Here is a 19,232-nt window from a genome sequence, read left to right on the forward strand (position 1 = left end):
CGGGAAGACAGAATTTACCCTAGATGCGTGAAGCACAAGGCGCGAAAATATCCCAATAAGAAAAATGCCAGTCAGCTTAACTGACTGGCATTAGGCCATTGGCCGCGTTTTTTATCTTCAGCGATTATCGCTATATCAATCACTGCTCGTCGAGGAAGCTGCGCAGTAGTTCTGAGCGGCTTGGGTGACGCAGTTTGCGAAGAGCTTTGGCTTCAATCTGACGAATACGCTCACGGGTCACGTCAAACTGCTTACCCACTTCTTCCAAGGTGTGGTCGGTATTCATGTCGATACCGAAACGCATCCGCAATACTTTCGCTTCACGAGCGGTTAAGCCGGCCAGTACTTCGTTGGTGGCATTTTTCAAACTCTCGGAAGTGGCTGCATCGGCAGGCAACTCAAGCGTTGTGTCCTCAATAAAATCACCCAGATGTGAATCTTCATCATCACCGATTGGCGTTTCCATTGAGATTGGCTCTTTGGCGATCTTCAATACTTTGCGGATTTTGTCTTCCGGCATCAGCATGCGCTCTGCCAATTCTTCCGGTGTAGGCTCGCGACCCATCTCTTGCAGCATCTGACGCGAAATGCGGTTGAGTTTGTTGATGGTTTCGATCATGTGAACCGGAATACGAATGGTACGGGCCTGATCGGCGATCGAACGAGTGATTGCCTGACGGATCCACCAAGTGGCGTAAGTTGAGAACTTATAACCACGGCGATATTCAAACTTGTCCACCGCTTTCATCAAGCCGATGTTACCTTCCTGAATTAAATCAAGGAATTGCAAGCCACGGTTGGTGTACTTCTTGGCGATGGAAATTACCAGACGTAAGTTGGCTTCAACCATTTCTTTCTTGGCGCGGCGAGCTTTCGCTTCACCAATCGACATGCGACGGTTGATGTCTTTAATCACCAGAATTGGCAAGTTTGCTTCTTCTTCAATGGCCGTTAGTTTGCCGATGCAGCGCTCTAGTTCAGGTTTCAGCTCTGCCATTTTGGCCGAGTAGTCTTTGCCGGCGTTGGCAGCAACTTCAATCCAAGTGCCGTCAGTTTCGTTGTTTGCAAATGCGCTGACAAATGCCTTCTTCGGCATTTTGGCGTGCTCAACGGTCATTTTCATGATCAAGCGTTCTTGAGTGCGAACGCGATCCATGGTTGAGCGCATTTTCTTAACTAGCAGATCAAACTGCTTTGGTACCAAGCGGAATTGCTTGAACAGATCTGAAAGTTCAAGGATTTTAGCTTTAGTGTCAGCATGATCGCGGCCTTTTTCTGCCAGCGTTGCGCGCATGGCATCAAAGGTATCGCGCAGTGCAGCAAAGTTTTCACGTGCTTCTTCTGGATCTGGACCGGTATCGACTTCTTCCTCGTCCTCATCATCTGAGTCGAGATCTTTGTCTTCGTCTTCCAGCTCTTCTTCTGATAATTCAGAGCCGACGTGAGTTGCTGTCGGAGCCGCATTACCGTCGTCGTTTGGATCAACAAAGCCAACAATAATATCGGTTAAGCGAATTTCTTCTGCTTCAAATTTGTCCCATTGGTCCATCAAATGGGCAACAGTCGCAGGGTACTCAGCGACAGCACTTTGAACTTGGTTAATGCCTTCTTCAATGCGTTTGGCGATGACGATTTCGCCTTCGCGGGTCAGTAGCTCAACGGTACCCATTTCACGCATGTACATGCGGACTGGATCCGTGGTGCGACCGAGTTCAGACTCAACACTGGCCAAGGCTTGAGCTGCTGCTTCTGCGGCATCTTCATCTTGATTGCCTTCGGACATGATTAAATCATCGGCGTCAGGTGCAGATTCAAACACCTTGATGCCCATGTCGTTGATCATGCTGATGATGTCTTCAATCTGATCGGAATCGACAATATCAGCCGGAAGGTGATCATTGACTTCGGCATAGGTCAAATAACCTTGCTCTTTGCCTTTTTGAACAAGCAGTTTGAGCTGAGATTGTTGAGTTTGCTCCATAGAGTCTTCCACTTAAACAATATTGAATTTATGCTGTGCTAGGCGCAGACGTAAGCGAACAATTATACGACGATTTACGCGTTGCGACCAGCCCGTATTTCTAATCTTGACTCACTGTCTTGGGCTTGAGGGCCTGCAGCAGTGTCATGTATTCGTGACGCTCGTCACGTGTCAGCTGGCCTTGCTTTTCTTTTAGCAGCAATTGCTCCATGCGCTGCTCTAGATACTTATCAATCAAGTAGCTATAGGTATCGAGAAACTCCAACTCGGTGTTTTCATCGCTCACCCCTTCGCGACTTATCGCCGCCAGTTTGGCCAAGGCATTAAAGGCAGGGTGTTGGCGATAATGCTCCAGCAACTGTCCGGCATGGGCGGCTTTTGAATTGCGCGCAGTCACTAGCAGATCAACAAACAAATCGACGCCAGCAATATCTAACTGTGCCAGTTCCGGTTGCGGCTCGACGCTCGAGGCTAACTGGGGCTGCTGCAGTAGCAAGGCGATGGCTTTTCGCACTGGTGTCATGGTCATTTTTTGCTGTTGACCTTGATTGCCTTGCTGCCGTTGCTGCTGAATGTGTCGGCCTAGCTGTTCTTGGGTCATGCCGACCAGCTGGGCTAATTGGTCTTGCATCATGTCAAAGTAGACGCCAGGTGGCAGTTGCTCTAACAGTGGTTTGGCGGCGGCGACCAGTGCGCTTTTACCGGCATCGGAAGCGGCGTTATGCTCAGCAAGTAGATGATCAAACAACACTTTTGAAAGTGGTGTAGCCTCCGCCAGCAGCTGTTCGAATGCCTCTTTTCCTTGCGCTTGTACTAGGGTGTCGGGATCTTCGCCGTCGGGTAAAAATACGAAATCTAAGGTCCAGCCATCGCGTAACAGCGGCAATGCATTTTCCAAGGCGCGCCATGCTGCGCCTCGGCCCGCTTTATCGCCGTCATAACAGCAGGTGACATGACGAGTTTGGCGAAACAGCAGCTGCAAATGTTCTGGCGTGGTTGCAGTGCCTAGCGACGCCACCGCATAGTCAACGCCATGTTGTGCCAGCGCCACCACATCCATGTAGCCCTCAACGATTAATACCCGGTCGATGTTGCGGTGTGCCTGTTTGATCTCGTACAGACCATATAATTCCTGGCCTTTATGGAATAACGGTGTTTCGGGCGAGTTGAGGTATTTCGGTTCGCCTTGGTCGAGGACGCGACCACCAAAACCGATCACTCGGCCGCGACGATCGCGAATCGGGAACATGATGCGATCACGAAAACGGTCATAACGACGACCATTGTCATTTTCGATCAGCATGCCGAGCTCAACCAGAGTGCGCTGTTGTTGCTCGCTGGTGCCGAAAGTTTGCAGCACGTTGTCCCATTCCGCTCCGGCGTATCCGATGCCAAATTTCTGCGCAGTTTCACCGGTCAGTCCGCGCTTTTTCAGGTACTCGACAGCGCTTGGGCCTTGTGCGTGTTGCTTTAGATTTTGCCTATATTGCTTGCTGATTAAGTTCATCAGCTCATATTGATCGTTGGCTACCTGCTTGGGTTGTTGCTTGCGTTGGCCGCCAGAGCGCTCTTCGTATTGCACTTCAAGGCCGTGGTCACGGGCCAGCTCTTCGATCGCTTCGGGAAACTCTAGGCGATCAAATTCCATCAAAAAGCCAATGGCATTACCGTGAGCGCCACAACCGAAACAGTGATAAAACTGCTTGTCAGGAGAGACACTAAAAGAAGGTGTTTTTTCGTTATGAAACGGGCAGCAAGCAGAGTAGTTTTTACCGGCTTTTTTTAGCGGGACGCGAGCATCGATCAAGTCGACGATATCAGTGCGGGCCAGCAAATCGTCAATGAATGATCGGAGAATAGCCATGCAGCGTTCGTCACCTCTACCGTTGGAACAACAACCAAATGATAAAGACAAACAAGCCGCGCTTAAAAAAGCACGGCTTATTCGAAAACAGTTTGTAGCTTAGATTCAGCTTAGGCGTTGAGCTTAGCGCGAACCTTGCCACTCACCGCGCCCATGTCGGCACGGCCTTGAAGTTGAGGCTTGAGTAAACCCATGAGCTTGCCCATATCCTGCATGCCTGCGGCACCGGACTCGGCAATGGCTTGGTCAATGAGATCATTAACTTCGCTATCGCTCAGAGGTTGTGGCAGAAATTGTTCAATAGTGCCAATTTCTGCTTTCTCTTTGGACGCTAAATCATCACGTCCAGCAGCCTCAAATTGCGTCACTGAATCTTTTCGCTGCTTGACCATTTTGGTCAAAATAGCGATGACGTCGTCGTCATTTAATTCAGTGCGCGTGTCGACTTCTTTTTGTTTGACTTCAGCGAGGATCAAACGCAAAGCACCAAGGCGCGCTTTATCTTTAGCGCGCATGGCATCTTTTTGCTGATCTTTGATCTGAGCAATTAAAGCAGACACGATTTAACGTTCTTCAGTCTGTAATTAGTACAGGCGAATGCGACGCGCGTTTTCGCGAGCCACTTTCTTCTGAGCGCGCTTAACAGCAGCAGCTTTTTTACGCTTACGCTCAGTGGTTGGTTTCTCGTAAAATTCGCGACGACGAACTTCAGACAGCACGCCAGCCTTTTCACAAGAACGCTTGAAACGACGCAGCGCTACGTCAAATGGTTCATTTTCACGGACTTTAACAACAGGCATTAGCCAATCACCTCAAAGGTATGTTCAGTAGTTTATCAATCAAGCCCTCAACCAGATAATTGGTTAAAAAGAGAGCTCGGCTAAAAATGGTGCGGCATTGTAATCCGCTCGTTTGGCATTGTAAAGGGCCTTTGCGTCTTTATCCTTCGCAAGCTAAAATCCGCCTCCGTTTTATGATCTGTAGTCGATAACCACTGAGAGGCACTCCATGCGTGTATTAGGAATCGAGAGTTCTTGCGATGAAACCGGCATTGCCGTGTATGACGACGAGCAAGGCTTATTAGCGCATCGGATTTATAGCCAGATAAAGTTACATGCAGATTACGGCGGTGTGGTGCCTGAGCTGGCATCTCGCGATCATGTTCGAAAAGCGATTCCGCTGATCCGCGAAGTCATGGCTGAAGCCGATTGTACGCCTGAGCAAATTGATGGCGTTGCGTATACCGCAGGCCCTGGTTTGATTGGCGCGTTATTGGTTGGCGCCACCCTTGGCAATAGCTTAGCGTTTGCTTGGGATTGTGCGGCGGTGCCGGTTCATCATATGGAAGGGCATTTGTTGGCCCCAATGCTTGAACAAGATATTCCCGATTTTCCGTTTGTCGCGTTATTGGTTTCCGGCGGCCATACCATGCTGGTCAAAGTTGAGGGCATTGGTGAGTATCAGTTGCTCGGTGAATCGATTGATGATGCTGCGGGTGAAGCCTTTGATAAAACCGCTAAATTGCTCGGCTTGGATTATCCAGGCGGAGCAGCCTTGGCGCAAATGGCGCAAAACGGCACACCGGGGCGTTTTAAGTTGCCCAGGCCAATGACCGACCGGCCGGGACTGGACTTTAGCTTTAGCGGGCTGAAAACCCATGCGGCTAACACCATTCGCGATAATGGCGATGATCCACAAACTCACGCCGATATTGCCTATGCCTTTCAGGATGCGGTGATTGATACGCTGATTATTAAATGCCGCCGAGCGCTCAAGCAAACTGGCCTCAACCGATTGGTGATTGCCGGTGGTGTCAGCGCCAATATCGAATTGCGCCGGCAGCTCGAAGTGGAGTTAAGCAAGCGTAACGGCAAGGTCTATTACCCGAGGCCGGAGCTCTGTACCGATAATGGTGCAATGATCGCGTATGCTGGCATGCAGCGCTTGAAGGCTGGGCAAGTAGCTAAAGAAGGGGTTGAAGTCTTCCCGCGTTGGCCGCTAGAGCAATTGCCGCCGGTTTAATTGCGCCAACAGACCCTAGTCTGAGGACGATTGCTTGTTCCGCTTGCGTTGGGTTTTATCCAGAATATGCGGCTCAGTGCCGTTGATCAGGCGACCAATGTTCGCTCGGTGGCGAACAATCATCAGGGCGCTAAGCATGGCCACGGCGATGGTATATTCGGGCTTTAGCCAATAAGCGTACAATGGCGCCAACACCACGGTCACTAGGGAGGCAAGTGACGAATAGCGGCCAATCAATGCCGTGACTATCCAAGTCCCCAGTAACAAGCCGGTCATGTCCCAGCCAATCGGGCCAATCGAACCCAGAGCGGTAGCAACCGCTTTGCCGCCCTGAAAACCAAAAAACACCGGATACATGTGGCCAAGGCAAGCGGCAATCGCGATTAAGCCCAAACTAAATGGCGGTAACCCCAAGAAGTAGCTGCCATAAACCGGCAGTGTTCCTTTTAAAATGTCGAATAGCAGTGTGGCAACCGCTGGCGCCGTCCCCCCAATTCGTAACACATTGGTCGCACCGGGGTTTTTCGACCCTTTGGTTCTGGGGTCGGGCAAACCACAAACGCGACAGATTAGCACCGCACTGCTGATCGAGCCGAAAAGGTATGCGGCTGTGACCATGAGTCCGGTGAATAAAGTGATTGTCAGCGTTTGATCCATTACGTATCTGAGGTATATTCGGGCGCAGTTAGGGGACGTAGCCTACAACGCTAGCATGGCTAGCCCTATCCGACCAGCCGATTTATCTAACCGACGAGCTCCAAGTTTTGACCGACACAGTGTTTATTCAAAGCCTGAGCGTGGACACCGTGATAGGTGTTTACGATTGGGAAAAAACGATTCAACAAAATCTGCTGTTTGATATCGAAATGACAACCGATATTGCCGCTGCTGCTGCTTCGGATGATTTGGCCGATACCCTCGATTACGAAGCTGTGTCGAATCGAATCATTGATCATGTGACACATGCTCGGGTTGAGCTATTGGAAACACTGATAGAGCAAGTGGCACAAATCATTATCGGCGAATTTGGTGTGCAACAGGTGACCTTAACAGTACACAAGCCGGGCGCGGTGAAAGCGGCTCAATCCGTTGGTTTACGTATTGTCCGCCGAGCAGCTTAAAACATGGCTCAGGTTTACATCAGCGTTGGCAGCAATATTAACCGCACGGCAAATATTCGCGCGGCACGACAAGCATTGCTGGTTGAATTCGGTGCCTTAGTGGTGTCGCGGGTATATGAAAGCGAGGCGGTCGGTTTTGATGGCCCCGCTTTTTATAACTTGGTCATCGGCTTACAAACCGAACAGACACCGCAGCAGGTGGCGCAACGACTAAAAGCCATTGAATTGGACAATGGCCGCTGCAAAACCGCGGCGAAGTTTAGTAATCGCACCCTTGATTTAGATTTGTTGCTGTATGACGATGTGATTTGTGATGATGGCGTGCAAATTCCTCGTCATGAAATCACTGAAAATGCATTTGTGCTGTGGCCGCTGGCAGAAGTGGCGCCGCAGTTGTGCCACCCGAAGACACAACAGAGTTATCAGGATATGTGGGCCAACTACCCACACCAACAAAATTTGAAGCCAATACCATTCGATTGGTGTTAATTCGCAGTCAATAACAAGGATGTCCGATGTCGGTATTCGAAGCCATTTTGCTGGCCCTTATTCAGGGGCTTACCGAATTCCTACCCATTTCAAGTTCAGCTCACTTGATTTTACCGTCACAGCTGTTTGGCTGGGATGATCAAGGGTTGGCTTTTGATGTTGCCGTGCATGCTGGCTCATTGATTGCCGTGGTGGGCTATTTCCGTCATGAGGTTAAAAGCCTCTTCTTAGCGTGGTTGCAATCGTTGCGCGGCCACCATAATGGCGAGTCTCGGCTAGCTTGGAGCGTTATGCTGGCGACTGTGCCGGCGGTGATCTTTGGGCTTTGTTGCTCTTCGTTAATTGAAGGTTATTTACGCTCAATCTGGGTCATTGCCACCACCACACTGCTATTTGCGCCGCTGTTGTGGTGGTCAGATAAATTCTGCAAAGGCGATCGTGATGAATACAGTGTGGGTTGGCGGCAGGCGGTGATTTTGGGTTTGGCGCAAGCACTAGCCTTAATCCCCGGTACCAGCCGCTCCGGTATTACCATTACGGCGGCCTTGATGCTGGGGCTGACGCGTCAGGCTGCTGCTCGTTATAGCTTCTTAATGTCGATTCCGGTGATTGTGCTAGCAACAGGCAACCGCACCATGGCGCTGGCGAGCTCATCAGAGTCTGCAGACTGGGGCATCTTACTGCTCGGTGCATTTCTCGCTGCAGTCAGTGCTTATCTTTGTATTCACTTCTTTCTTAAACTGATTGATCGCATCGGCATGACGCCGTTCGTGATTTACCGAGCTTTGCTGGGGATCGGTTTGTTTGCTTTTGGCTGGTCACAACTATAACTGGCAGCAATGCCACTCCGATTCAACTGGCTAGCGCTTTGGGAGTGGCATTGAAGTGGCGCTTAAACTCACGGCTAAACTGCGACGGGCTGCTGTAGCCAACCATTAATGCGGCATCGTTGGCTCGTTTGCCCTCATTGACAATCAATTCCTTGGCTTTCATCAAGCGAACCTTCTTTAAATACTGCAACGGCGACTCCAGCGTCACTTGCCGGAACGAACGGTGAAATGCCGAAACACTCATATTGGCACTGGCCGCTAGATCATCGACCGTGAGGTTCTCCGCGTAGGTTTGATGAATCCGATTGAGCACTCTGGCAATCCGCGCGTAGTGGCCGTCATGTTGGGCCAAGTCAAACAACACATGACCCTTGGGGCCAATCAGGATGTAGTAGATGATTTCGGCGACAATGGCCGAGCCGATAATATGCGCTTCGACTTCCGACTGCAGCGCGATCAACAGCCGTTTGACGGCATCCGCCATCCGCTCATCCAGTTGTACCGAATGCAGTCCTAGATCCGGGTTGCAGCGCTCCGAATTACACTGATAGCCGTGTCGGATCAATTGATCGACTTGTTGGTGAAGTAGTGACGGCTCGACATCAATGTTTAGCCCAAGCAGAGGCTTGTCGTCGATTGCAAAGGCTTCACATTCCAATGGCATTGGTACGCCGAGCACCAAATAATCGCCCGGACCATAGTTAACGTGTTGATCAGCCAGATGAATGGTTTTGCGGCCTTGAGCCAGAATGATGATGCCCGATTGATACAACAAGGGCTGACGTTCGCAGCCGACACTGGAACGATAAAACCGAACACCGGGAATTGTCGTATCGATAATACCTTCACGACTGTTTAGCCCGTGTTGATCGACGTAAGTTTGCATCAGTTGACTGAACATTGGCTGACCTTCACTGCCCTAATGCGAGCTAGTAAACCTGTTTTGATAGAAATAGGCAATAAAAATCGATTAATGACGGTTATTAACTATCTTGATTGGGATTATTATGCTTTTCGAAAATCGCCGACTAACCTTGTTCAATACTTTTAAAAGAGGCTGAGAATGAAATTTTCATACGTAAATCACACCCAAATTCATTTTGGTCAAGGCCAAATTCAAGCCATCGCCGATGCGATCCCTGCAACCAGCAAGGTGCTGGTCATTTATGGCGGGGGCTCTATTAAGCGTAATGGCGTTTATGACCAAGTGGTCGAAACGCTCAGCCAGCATCAGTGGACCGAGTTTTCCGGCGTAGAACCGAACCCAACCAAAGAAACCATGGATAAAGCCATTGCCATCATCAAAGAGCAAGGCATCGATTTTATTCTGGCTGTGGGCGGCGGTTCGGTTATTGACGGCTCGAAGTTCGCCGCAGCCGCGGCAAAATATGATGGCGACAGCTGGGACATTATGACCGGCAAGCATCAGGTCACTGAGGCATTGCCGCTTGGCTGCGTGCTAACGCTACCGGCCACAGGCTCTGAATCGAACTCTGGAGCGGTGGTCACTAAAGCAGAGACTCACGACAAACTGCCGTTTTTGTCGCCTGCGGTTCAGCCCCAGTTTGCGGTGCTTGATCCGGATGTCATGAAGACATTGCCAGAGCGTCAGTTGGTCAATGGTATTGTTGATGCGTGGGTACATATTTGCGAGCAGTACCTAACATCTCCTGCCGGCGCCATGGTGCAAGACGGTTATGCCGAAGCCTTGCTGAAAAACTTACGAGTACTGGCTGGTCAGTTTGACCAACGTGACAACGATCAGTGGCGGGCCAACCTAATGTGGACTGCCAACCAAGCGCTCAACGGCCTGATTGGAGCTGGTGTTGCTCAGGACTGGGCAACTCATATGATCGGCCACGAATTAACGGCGCTGTATGGTGTTGACCATGCCCGCTCACTAGCGATTGTTCAGCCATCATTGCTGCGCAATCAAATGAAGTATAAGCAAGCCAAACTGGAGCAGTTGGGGCGTAATGTGTTCGGCCTCAGTGGTGATGATGTGGCAGAGCAAACCATTGTTGAAATGGAGCTGTTCTATCACAGCTTGCAAGTCGCAACGCAATTGACCGAGCACCAGACCGACAAGGCTAGCGCAATTGATGCGATTATTGCTCAGTTAGAAAGCCACGGCATGCTTGAGTTGGGCGAAAACCAAGCGATTACCTTAAAAGAAAGTCGTGAAATTTTAGAAATGGCCGTTGCCGATTAATTGAACTGATTTGGCTGTTGCTAAGCGATAGCCTAAAAAGCCGCAGTGGCGTGATGCCCTGCGGCTTTTTTATTTTTATCGTCGATCATCTGCCGGAAAGACAAAGTGCTGGAGCAGAAACTCTTGCTCCAATGGCGATAAATCAAAACGCAGACTGGCTTCTTCGACAGCTTGTCGATCGTGGCAGTGAAAGTTGGACATCCAGCGGATGGCTCGGCGCAGTGATTCGCCATGGAGAATCAAACCGGGGTGTTGGCTGAGCATAATCATCACCTCCACCTATCAGTTTAATTCACCGTCAGGTCAGCGTTGAGGTGGCCGTCAAAGTTCTTGCTTTATTTGGCGGACAGCGCCAACGCGGCGTTTTTCAAGCTCTGTTCGAATGGCTGGGCCTTGAATGCCTGCGGCGATAATTTCCTGCACATTAACGGCATTAGCAGCTTGATAGCAGCGGCGTAGGTAATCACCTTGGGGGTACGGTAGCTGTTCAAAGTTAAGTCGGCCGCGATGATCCGCTTCGCAGGCCTGTAAAAATTCATCAAAGCGTTGTGGTTTGCGCCAGGCATCGAGCTGATTGAGCATTTTCACTATGGTATCGGGGCGCAGCTCCGCCGCGCGATGAACCTTGCCATGCAGCTCTCCGACCAATAGTGCCAACTCCCGATGATCGTTGGGTAGCTTGAAGCGGTCACAAATATCATTGATCAACGGCAGCCCCAACAACTCATGACCATGATGTGACGGCCAGTGCTCCGATGGCGTCAATGCTTTACCTAAATCATGAAGCAGAGCAGCAAAACGTATGGTGCTGCTGTCGGTTAGTTTGGCGGCTTGCTCCAACACCATCATGGTATGGACGCCAGTATCAATTTCCGGATGCCAGCGCACCGGATTGGGCACGCCATAGAGCGCTTCGAGCTCGGGAAATAGCACCTGCAAAGCGCCGCATTGACGCAACACCTGAAAATAAACTTGCGGGTTGGGCCCGACTAAGCTGCGTTGGGTTTCTTTCCAAACGCGCTCCGCGGTCAGGTGACTAAGCTCGCCACTTGCCGCCAGCTCGGTCATCAGGGCCTGGGTTTCAGGAGCTACTGTAAAGCCTAACTCATGATAACGAGCGGCAAAGCGAGCCACGCGCAACACCCGCAACGGATCTTCGACAAAGGCATCGGAGACATGGCGCAGCACGCGGTTATTGATATCTGCTTGGCCATTGAAAGGATCGACCAGGGTGCCATCCTCCGCTTGGGCAATGGCATTGATGGTTAAATCGCGACGCAGTAAATCTTGCTCCAGAGTGACATCGGGGCTGGCGTGCACCGTAAAGCCAGTGTAGCCGTGGCCGGCTTTACGTTCGGTGCGAGCGAGGGCGTATTCTTCTTTGCTTTGAGGATGCAAAAACACGGGGAAGTCTTTACCAACTTGGTTATAGCCTTGTGCCAGTAGTTGCTCGGGCATCGCACCGACGACCACCCAGTCCCGTTCGTGGAAGGGATAATTAAGTAACTGATCTCGAACTGCGCCACCTACCAAATAGATCTGCATCGTACCTTGTTTGTTTCATCTGCCCTGTAAAAATGATGGCACAGCCTACCACTGCAGGTAAACAAACACATGGTGATCGCTGGCAGAGAGGTTATTGTGCTCTATCCTCGGACACCAGCGCATCGACTCTTTGACAAGCTTCGGCACAGGCGATACCTTGACGCCATCGCACGGACAAAAAGCCATTATGTATACCGAATTTTTTGGTCTGTCTGAGGTTCCGTTTTCTATCGCCCCAGATCCAGCCTACCTGTTTTTAAGCGATCGCCATCGCGAGGCGCTTGCTCACCTGACCTTCGGATTTAACGATACCGGTGGATTTGTACTGCTGACTGGCGAAGTGGGAACCGGCAAAACAACCGTTTGCCGCTGTTTGCTCGAGCAATTACCGGAAAACACCCGCACGGCGTTTATTCTTAATCCAGCACTGGATGCGCAAGAGCTGCTCGCGGCGATCTGCGATGAACTGCATCTGCCTTATGATGCTCATCAAGACACCATTAAGGTGCTGTTTGACCGGCTTCGCGACCATTTGTTGGAACGCCATGAGGCCGGCGAAAACACCGTGCTTATCATTGACGAAGCACAGCATTTGCGGCCCGAAGTATTGGAGCAGCTGCGCTTGCTGACCAATCTTGAAACCAATAAGAAAAAGCTGCTTAAGGTGATTCTGATTGGTCAGCCGGAATTGCAGGAATTGCTGCGTCAGCGCGAACTCCGTCAGCTCGCGCAGCGCATCACGGCTCGCTATCATTTATTGCCATTAACCCGTGATGAAGTCATTCAGTACGTTCAGCACCGCTTAAAAGTGGCGGGCTGTCAGCGTCCGGTATTTACCCGCAGTGCATTGAACAAACTGCATAAATTGTCCGGTGGCGTGCCGCGACTGATCAACTTGCTGTGCGACCGCTCAATGTTGGCGGCATATGCTGCACAGCAATGGCAGGTCGATGGCAAGCTGCTCAAAGCGGCATCGCGCGAAGTGCAGGGCTTGGTTGAAGATACCAGCCAGAGTAATTCGTGGTTGTGGCAGGGCATTTCCGGTTTAGCCGCCTGCGTTGCAGCTGTTATCTTGATTTGGCAACTTTGGCCAATGCCGAAGCCTGAGCCGGTGGTTGCTGAAGCTCTGCCTGAATCCGATTGGCTAGCCGTGGCTCAGCAGAGTCGAAATTTACCCGACGGCTTTCGAGAATTAGCGGCCATTTGGGGAGTGAATGAATCGCGCTCCGATTGTCAGAGTTTAAGGCGCTACGGTTTGCAATGCCTATGGAGTCAACAGCCGATTAACCGTTTGGCGGTGCTTGATCATCCCGCGCTGCTGAAATTGCAAGATGAGCAAGGCATGCAGTTTTATGCGGTGTTGACCCATGTCCAAGGTGATAAGGTGAAGCTTCACATGGCTGGGCAGCAGTTAGAAACCAACATGGATTGGCTATTGAGTCATTATCAGGGCTCGTCGGTGTTGGTATGGCAGCCACCGCAGGGCTATCAGGGCAACATAGGGACCAATGCCTCTGCATCGCAAATTCAGTGGCTTGAAACGCAGTTGAGCTTTTTGCAGGGCCAGCCCCCTCGCGTATTGAAGCGCTATGATGCCCAGCTTGCCGAACGCATTCGCTGGTTTCAGCTGAGCCAAAATCTGGAGCCGGATGGTATTGCAGGCGATCAAACCTTGATCCAGTTGAATGCTCAGATGGGCGATGTTCCGCTGCAGTTATCGCAGGAGTTGTAAATGTCATACATTCTTGATGCGCTCAAGCGTAACGCCAGCGATGCCGAAGTGGGGGATGTGCCGAGTCTCCATACGCAAGCAGGGGTTGATAAACCAGCCAAGCGAAGCCGTTGGTTACAGCCTGCATTGGCGGTTGTTTTGGTGCTTGCTACAGCGATACTCAGTTACTGGTTACAACCTTGGAATCGTCAGCCAGCTGCAGCAGAAGTGATTATTGCTGATGCGCCAGAACCAGAGATTAAGGTGCTAGGAACGGTTGATTACAGCCGCTTTAAACCGCGCTCGCCTGTGGTGCTGACACCTGAGCCAGAATCAGATCCGGTGGCCCAACCGTTACCCCAGCAGCCGATCAATGCCGGAATTGCCAATGGTGAGCAAGAAGCATTAGTCGAAGCGCCTCCGGCGACTAACGATGATCAGCGCCTCGGTGGTGATGAGCTGGCAGCGTTATTCCGCAAGGCGGTGCAGGAAACCGAGCAGGTGGCTCCACAACAGCAGAATGCGGCAGCAACAGCTGAGGTAGAGCCTCTAACCCGCAAGTCGCAGGCATTTCAGAATCAAGTCCCCACTATGGAATTTAGCGCTCATTCGTATTCATCGGATCCGTCAAAGCGGATGGTGAAAGTGAATGGTAGCGAGATCCAAGAAGGCGATTGGATCAATGACTCGGTCCAAATCGTTGCTATTTTGCCAAATAAAGTGGTGATGGAAATGCAAGGGCAGCGCTTCAGCTTGCCTGCGCTGAGTGATTGGTAGTGGCTGATTTGCAAGCGGGAAGCAATTTGCTCTCACTCAGACACGCCGAGAAATCGTCCCTGATGGCTCTGCCGCAGCGTCCCTGATGCGGCAGGTCTTCGTCAGAGTAAATCACTTCCCACTTGCTAAGTCTGGGTGCGTGATGCAACTCAGCCTGCTAGGGCATGGCCGTGATTAACAACTGAGCAGTGCCTCAAAAAGCAGGGATGCTTTTTGTGGAGCGCTCCAAGGATGGACTTGAGCGTCACTGCGTGTTGTTCATTACGGCCTTGCCCGTTGCTCTCTAGGCGTGAACCGCAAGCAGGAAGCAATTTACTCTCACTCAGACACGCTGAGAAATCGTCCCTGATGGCTCTGCCGCAGCTTCCTTGCTGCGGAAGGTCTTCGTCAGAGCAAATCACTTCCAACTTGCTAAGTCTGGTGGGGTTGTTGTTCATTACGGCCTTGCCTGATGCTCGGCTGAAGTGAGCCGCAAGCAGGAAGCAATTTACTCTCACTCAGACACGCCGAGAAATCGTCCCTGATGGCTCTGCCGCAGCTTCCTTGCTGCGGAAGGTCTTCGTCAGAGTAAATCACTGCCTACTTGCTAAGTCTGGTGGGGTTGTTGCTCTCTAGGCGTGAACCGCAAGCAGGAAGCAATTTGCTCTCACTCAGACACGCCGAGAAATCATCCCTGATGGCTCTACCGCAGCATCCCTGCTGCGGAAGGTCTTCGTCAGAGTAAATCATTTCCCACTTGCTAAGTCTGGGAGCGCGATGCGATTCAGCCTGCTACGGCCTTGCCTGATACTCACCGAGAGACTTAACCGTCACCAAGGCTCAGCAAATTAGCGTTGCCGCCAATAGCCGTGAGGTTATTGGTTACCGTCCGCTCGGTGACAAAGCGTTGCAAATAGTGCGGTCCTCCAGCTTTCGGGCCCGTACCAGACAAGCCTTGGCCACCGAATGGTTGGACGCCTACCATGGCCCCGATCTGGTTGCGATTGATATAGACATTCCCCACTCGGACGCGGCGCGCGATGGATTGCGCTAAGCCTTCGTTACGTGTGTGAATCCCCAGCGTTAAGCCAAAACCAGTGTTGTTAATTGCATCAATCACTTGCGCTAAATTCTTAGCTTTGTAGCGAATCAGGTGCAAAATCGGGCCGAACTTTTCTTCCTCAAGCTGGCTGATATCACTGATCTCAATCAGGCTTGGCGCAACAAAATATCCATCTATTTGCGCTGGCAACGGGGTTTGATAAAGCAATTTGCCTTGCTGGCTGATTTGATCAATGTGGCTCAGTAGCTTTTGCTGCGCGCTCGCATCAATCACCGGGCCTAAATCACTGGCGTAATTGCCCGGATAACCAACTCGAAGTTCAGCCATTGCGCCTTGCAGCAGATCAATCACCCGATCGGCAATGTCATCCTGAACATACAGAACGCGCAATGCCGAACAGCGTTGGCCGGCACTGGCAAATGCCGAATGAACAGCATCTTTGACCACTTGCTCTGGCAGCGCAGTGCTATCAACAATCATTGCATTTTGACCACCAGTTTCGGCGATCAGCGGCACAATTGCGCCATCGCGCTGAGCCAACGACAAATTGATGCGCTTGGCTGTTTCAGTGGAGCCGGTAAAGCAAACGCCCGCCACACGCTCATCATCGCTTAACGCCTGACCAACCACGGCGCCAGAGCCGGGCAGCAGTTGGATGGCATAAGCAGGAATGCCAGCTTCGAGCATTAATTCAACTGTACGCCCAGCAATCAAACTGGTTTGTTCGGCTGGCTTCGCCACCACGGTATTACCGGTGACAAGGGCCGCGGCTACTTGACCGAGGAAAATTGCCAATGGGAAGTTCCATGGACTAATGCAGGCAAACACCCCGCGACCTTCAACGGACAGTATGTTCGACTCGCCGGTTGGCCCAGGCATCAGTTGCGGATCGGCGCAAAGTTGTCGCCCTTGTTGGGCATAGTAGCGACAGAAATCAACCGCTTCGCGCACTTCATCAATGCTGTCTTGCAAGGTTTTGCCTGCTTCGCGAACGCACAACGCGATCAACTCACTGCTGTGTTGCTCCAACAAATCAGCCAGTTGCTCAAGTGCTACAGCTCGCCTTTCAACCGAGGTTTTTTGCCATTGAGCGAAGCCGCTATGAGCGGCGGCAATGGCTTGCTCGGCTGTTGTTGCCGAGGCGTCGGATACTTGCCCGACAACTTGACCATGCTGAGCAGGGCATGACACTTGGCGCGGCTCACCATCTTGCTGTGGCTGGCCATTGATGATGGGGCCAGCTTGCCATTGGTGATCCTGCCATTTTTCCAATTCAGCATGAAAGGGTTGGCGCTGGGCTGAAATATGCAGATTAACGCCTGCCGAGTTGCGCCTGTCGCTGAACAAATCTGGCGGCATGACAATTTGCTCATTGGCCAGCGAAGCTTTTTGTTTCAGCAGCAGTACTGGGTGTGCGGCAAGTTGCTCGGGAGCTACTTTCGGATCGAGCAGTTTGTGAACGAAAGAGGTATTGGCACCATTCTCCAGCAAGCGCCGAACCAAGTAAGGCAACAGGTCTTTATGGTCGCCAACTGGAGCATAAATGCGGCAGCGGACATTGGCATGCTGCTGTTTCACTAGTGCATAAAGATCGTCACCCATACCGTGCAGGCGCTGGAATTCGAATTCTCGCTGGCCAGCAAAATTCAAAATGGTCACCACACTATGGGCGTTGTGTGTGGCAAATTGCGGATAAATATTGCCCTTGGTTTGTTCAGACAAGGCATAGCGAGCACAGGCTAAGTAGGACACGTCCGTCGAAGCTTTGCGCGTAAACACGGGGTAATAAGACAAGCCAAGTTGCTGAGCGAGTTTGATTTCGGTGTCCCAATAAGCACCTTTGACTAGCCGCACTGGAATCTCATCGCCTTGTTCTTTGGCTAGCGCGTTAAGCCATTGCAATACCGGCAAGGCCACCTTGGAGTAGGTTTGCACCACCATGCCAAATTGACCCCAACCTTGGGTTTCTGGATGGCGATACAGTGATTCAAACAGTTGCAGGGCAAGCTCCTGACGATCGGCTTCTTCAGCGTCAATGGTGATGCCAACATCAAGCTGCCGGCCTTTGCGAATCAAGCTGAGCACAGCATCGCGCATTTCCACCAGAACCCGCTCAGATTGGGCTTCTTCGTAACGAGGATGCAATGCCGAGAGCTTGATGGATATTGATGCAGAGCGGGCATCGCCGGTGCCGCGGTTTTCCGCGACCTGTTCAATGGCAAGTGAATAGGCGTTATGGTATCTGGCGGCATCGTGAGAAGTGAGCGCTGACTCGCCTAGCATGTCGAACGAATGCCAATAGCCGTTTTTGCGATCTGCGGCGGCGGCTTTCAGGGCCGACTTAATGGTGGTGCCAAGGACAAACTGTTTGCCCATGATCTTCATCGCGGCATACATGGCTTTGCGAACAATTGGCTCGCCAAGTTTAGAGACTATTTTACCAACCAATTTTTCCGGCTCGGCATCGAGCCCTTCTGGGGTGCTAATCACTTTACCGGTCAGCATTAAGCCCCAAGTTGAGGCATTGACGAACAGGCTATCGCTGGCTTTGAGGTGTTGTGACCAGTTCGCGGTGGATAATTTATCGCGGATCAGGGCATCGGCAGTATCAGGATCAGGGATCCGCAGGAGCGCTTCGGCTAAACACATCAACACAATGCCTTCATGGGTTTCGAGGCTGTATTGTTGCAAGAAGGCATCGAGACCATCGCCTTGATTGTGCTGCCGAACTTGTTCAATCAGTTGGCTGGCTTGGCGACTGTGTTGCTGAGCTAACTGCTCATCGTCGGGCAATAGCGCCAATAGTTGTTCAACAACGGCATTCTCATCTTTTAAGAAGAATGAGCTGATATGAGATTGAATACTGGAAGCTGATGCATCAGCAGGAAAGAGCAGGGCATTCGCGTCGGGCGAAATGGATGCGTCCTGAAACATAGCAAGACCTCAATTGGTGTCGGTAGTTTGGTTTGTTCTATTTCATTGTTGAGTTGTTTGTGGTCCGACAGGGACAACAAAGGAGTGTAAAAACACTCCTTTGCAACTCTTTATTATGACGTCAGAACGACCGACTGAGGCTTGCTTGAGCCGCTACATCCAGTTGTCCTGACGTTTCTTTCGGCGCGGCAAGAAAGAAAGGATAACCCCCAATAACAAGCCGCCGCCGGCAACCAGGGCACCGTTAATCATCCACTGCATCTCAATTTCATCGGTGTAGCTATTGAGTTGTTGTTGCAGCACATCGCGTTGTTTGTTGGCTTCCAATACGGCTTGTTGCTGTTGCTCGAGCCGCTGCTCTAGATCGCCAATCAAACTGCTCAGGCGAGCTATTTCGCCCTTGTCTGTGTTGATGTCGGTGCTGATAGAGATAAGCTTTTGATTAAGATCGTCAATGATCTGCTGCTTGGTTTGACCCTGCGCTAGAGTTGATACTTCAACCCAGCCTTCGCGCTCACGATCATCGCGAATTTTGGCAAACTTTCCATCATCACTGGTTTCCAGCAAGACTACTGGGGTTGAGGCATTGACACTACCAAGGATTCGGAATTGTTTTCCCGGCCCTGTGTGCATAAAAGTGTACAAATCTTCGGTGATAAAGTAGCGATCTTGCTCCTCAGCATGGAGCATGAATGACGATGTGG

At 51.2% G+C, this 19,232-nt stretch carries 17 protein-coding genes; 7 read left to right on the forward strand and 10 right to left on the reverse strand.

Features of this window, described 5'->3' with window-relative positions:
* Positions 1-139: 139 nt before the first annotated feature.
* The 4 genes from rpoD to rpsU all read right to left on the reverse strand — a co-directional run bounded on the left by rpoD (position 140) and on the right by rpsU (position 4,645).
* Positions 140-1,981 carry an RNA polymerase sigma factor RpoD gene (gene rpoD, locus IC617_RS06400; RefSeq protein ID WP_191144164.1) on the reverse strand — a complete coding sequence of 614 codons (1,842 nt, stop codon included), beginning with the start codon at positions 1,979-1,981 and terminating at the stop codon, positions 140-142.
* Positions 1,982-2,081: 100 nt separating this feature from the next.
* Complete coding sequence (gene dnaG / locus IC617_RS06405) at positions 2,082-3,845, reverse strand: DNA primase (RefSeq protein WP_191144165.1); 1,764 nt, start codon at positions 3,843-3,845, stop codon at positions 2,082-2,084.
* Between the two features lie 110 nt (positions 3,846-3,955).
* Positions 3,956-4,405, reverse strand: a complete 450-nt coding sequence (locus IC617_RS06410; RefSeq protein WP_369410375.1) for a GatB/YqeY domain-containing protein — start codon at positions 4,403-4,405, stop codon at positions 3,956-3,958.
* A 24-nt stretch (positions 4,406-4,429) separates the two neighbouring features.
* Positions 4,430-4,645, reverse strand: a complete 216-nt coding sequence (gene rpsU / locus IC617_RS06415) for a 30S ribosomal protein S21 (protein ID WP_087506114.1) — start codon at positions 4,643-4,645, stop codon at positions 4,430-4,432.
* A 208-nt stretch (positions 4,646-4,853) separates the two neighbouring features.
* Between rpsU and tsaD the strand changes: the two genes are divergently transcribed.
* Positions 4,854-5,867 carry a tRNA (adenosine(37)-N6)-threonylcarbamoyltransferase complex transferase subunit TsaD gene (gene tsaD, locus IC617_RS06420; RefSeq protein ID WP_191144166.1) on the forward strand — a complete coding sequence of 338 codons (1,014 nt, stop codon included), beginning with the start codon at positions 4,854-4,856 and terminating at the stop codon, positions 5,865-5,867.
* 15 nt (positions 5,868-5,882) lie between these two features.
* Here the strand turns inward: tsaD and plsY are convergent, their stop codons facing one another.
* Complete coding sequence (plsY, locus tag IC617_RS06425) at positions 5,883-6,506, reverse strand: glycerol-3-phosphate 1-O-acyltransferase PlsY (protein ID WP_369410377.1); 624 nt, start codon at positions 6,504-6,506, stop codon at positions 5,883-5,885.
* Between the two features lie 125 nt (positions 6,507-6,631).
* On the opposite strand from plsY, the gene folB reads away from it, so the two are divergent.
* From folB to IC617_RS06440, 3 genes are read left to right on the forward strand one after another with little or no spacing between them, the layout of a single operon-like run.
* The gene (gene folB / locus IC617_RS06430; RefSeq protein ID WP_191144168.1) at positions 6,632-6,988 is read left to right on the forward strand and encodes a dihydroneopterin aldolase; all 357 of its coding nucleotides are present in this window, start codon (positions 6,632-6,634) and stop codon (positions 6,986-6,988) included.
* Between the two features lie 3 nt (positions 6,989-6,991).
* Positions 6,992-7,477, forward strand: a complete 486-nt coding sequence (folK, locus tag IC617_RS06435; protein ID WP_191144169.1) for a 2-amino-4-hydroxy-6-hydroxymethyldihydropteridine diphosphokinase — start codon at positions 6,992-6,994, stop codon at positions 7,475-7,477.
* Positions 7,478-7,503: 26 nt separating this feature from the next.
* Positions 7,504-8,307, forward strand: a complete 804-nt coding sequence (locus IC617_RS06440; protein ID WP_191144170.1) for an undecaprenyl-diphosphate phosphatase — start codon at positions 7,504-7,506, stop codon at positions 8,305-8,307.
* 22 nt (positions 8,308-8,329) lie between these two features.
* Here IC617_RS06440 and IC617_RS06445 read toward each other — a convergent pair whose 3' ends face one another.
* Positions 8,330-9,208 carry an AraC family transcriptional regulator gene (locus IC617_RS06445; RefSeq protein ID WP_224745851.1) on the reverse strand — a complete coding sequence of 293 codons (879 nt, stop codon included), beginning with the start codon at positions 9,206-9,208 and terminating at the stop codon, positions 8,330-8,332.
* A gap of 162 nt (positions 9,209-9,370) precedes the next feature.
* Here IC617_RS06445 and IC617_RS06450 point away from each other — a divergent pair, with 162 nt between their 5' ends.
* Entirely contained in the window at positions 9,371-10,519 is a 1,149-nt protein-coding gene (locus IC617_RS06450) for an iron-containing alcohol dehydrogenase (RefSeq protein WP_191144171.1), read from the forward strand.
* 75 nt (positions 10,520-10,594) lie between these two features.
* On the opposite strand, the gene IC617_RS06455 is transcribed toward IC617_RS06450, so the two are convergent.
* Both IC617_RS06455 and IC617_RS06460 read right to left on the reverse strand, forming a co-directional pair.
* Entirely contained in the window at positions 10,595-10,789 is a 195-nt protein-coding gene (locus IC617_RS06455; protein WP_224745852.1) for a hypothetical protein, read from the reverse strand.
* A 51-nt stretch (positions 10,790-10,840) separates the two neighbouring features.
* Positions 10,841-12,064 (reverse strand): multifunctional CCA addition/repair protein, encoded by a 1,224-nt coding sequence (locus IC617_RS06460; RefSeq protein ID WP_191144172.1) that lies wholly within the window; start codon positions 12,062-12,064, stop codon positions 10,841-10,843.
* 187 nt (positions 12,065-12,251) lie between these two features.
* Between IC617_RS06460 and IC617_RS06465 the strand changes: the two genes are divergently transcribed.
* On the forward strand, positions 12,252-13,796 hold the full coding sequence (locus IC617_RS06465) for an ExeA family protein (protein ID WP_191144173.1): 1,545 nt from the start codon (positions 12,252-12,254) through the stop codon (positions 13,794-13,796).
* On the forward strand, positions 13,797-14,552 hold the full coding sequence (locus IC617_RS06470) for a general secretion pathway protein GspB (RefSeq protein WP_191144174.1): 756 nt from the start codon (positions 13,797-13,799) through the stop codon (positions 14,550-14,552).
* Between the two features lie 802 nt (positions 14,553-15,354).
* Here the strand turns inward: IC617_RS06470 and putA are convergent.
* Positions 15,355-18,528, reverse strand: a complete 3,174-nt coding sequence (gene putA, locus IC617_RS06475) for a bifunctional proline dehydrogenase/L-glutamate gamma-semialdehyde dehydrogenase PutA (RefSeq protein WP_191144175.1) — start codon at positions 18,526-18,528, stop codon at positions 15,355-15,357.
* A 153-nt stretch (positions 18,529-18,681) separates the two neighbouring features.
* Positions 18,682-19,218 carry a TIGR04211 family SH3 domain-containing protein gene (locus IC617_RS06480; protein WP_191144176.1) on the reverse strand — a complete coding sequence of 179 codons (537 nt, stop codon included), beginning with the start codon at positions 19,216-19,218 and terminating at the stop codon, positions 18,682-18,684.
* Positions 19,219-19,232 lie beyond the last annotated feature (14 nt).

Origin of the sequence: Neiella litorisoli, assembly GCF_014773395.1 — a bacterium.
GTDB lineage: Bacteria > Pseudomonadota > Gammaproteobacteria > Enterobacterales > Neiellaceae > Neiella > Neiella litorisoli.

What these genes read in the sequence shown, in the direction of transcription:
- IC617_RS06440 (WP_191144170.1), top strand. Translation starts at nt 7,504, where the DNA reads ATGTCGGTATTCGAAGCCATTTTGCTGGCCCTTATTCAGGGGCTTACC.
- IC617_RS06450 (WP_191144171.1), top strand. Translation starts at nt 9,371, where the DNA reads ATGAAATTTTCATACGTAAATCACACCCAAATTCATTTTGGTCAAGGC.
- IC617_RS06455 (WP_224745852.1), bottom strand. Translation starts at nt 10,789, where the DNA reads ATGATTATGCTCAGCCAACACCCCGGTTTGATTCTCCATGGCGAATCA.
- IC617_RS06445 (WP_224745851.1), bottom strand. Translation starts at nt 9,208, where the DNA reads ATGTTCAGTCAACTGATGCAAACTTACGTCGATCAACACGGGCTAAAC.
- IC617_RS06480 (WP_191144176.1), bottom strand. Translation starts at nt 19,218, where the DNA reads ATGCTCCATGCTGAGGAGCAAGATCGCTACTTTATCACCGAAGATTTG.
- tsaD (WP_191144166.1), top strand. Translation starts at nt 4,854, where the DNA reads ATGCGTGTATTAGGAATCGAGAGTTCTTGCGATGAAACCGGCATTGCC.
- IC617_RS06465 (WP_191144173.1), top strand. Translation starts at nt 12,252, where the DNA reads ATGTATACCGAATTTTTTGGTCTGTCTGAGGTTCCGTTTTCTATCGCC.
- rpoD (WP_191144164.1), bottom strand. Translation starts at nt 1,981, where the DNA reads ATGGAGCAAACTCAACAATCTCAGCTCAAACTGCTTGTTCAAAAAGGC.
- dnaG (WP_191144165.1), bottom strand. Translation starts at nt 3,845, where the DNA reads ATGGCTATTCTCCGATCATTCATTGACGATTTGCTGGCCCGCACTGAT.
- folK (WP_191144169.1), top strand. Translation starts at nt 6,992, where the DNA reads ATGGCTCAGGTTTACATCAGCGTTGGCAGCAATATTAACCGCACGGCA.
- IC617_RS06470 (WP_191144174.1), top strand. Translation starts at nt 13,797, where the DNA reads ATGTCATACATTCTTGATGCGCTCAAGCGTAACGCCAGCGATGCCGAA.
- putA (WP_191144175.1), bottom strand. Translation starts at nt 18,528, where the DNA reads ATGTTTCAGGACGCATCCATTTCGCCCGACGCGAATGCCCTGCTCTTT.
- rpsU (WP_087506114.1), bottom strand. Translation starts at nt 4,645, where the DNA reads ATGCCTGTTGTTAAAGTCCGTGAAAATGAACCATTTGACGTAGCGCTG.
- IC617_RS06460 (WP_191144172.1), bottom strand. Translation starts at nt 12,064, where the DNA reads ATGCAGATCTATTTGGTAGGTGGCGCAGTTCGAGATCAGTTACTTAAT.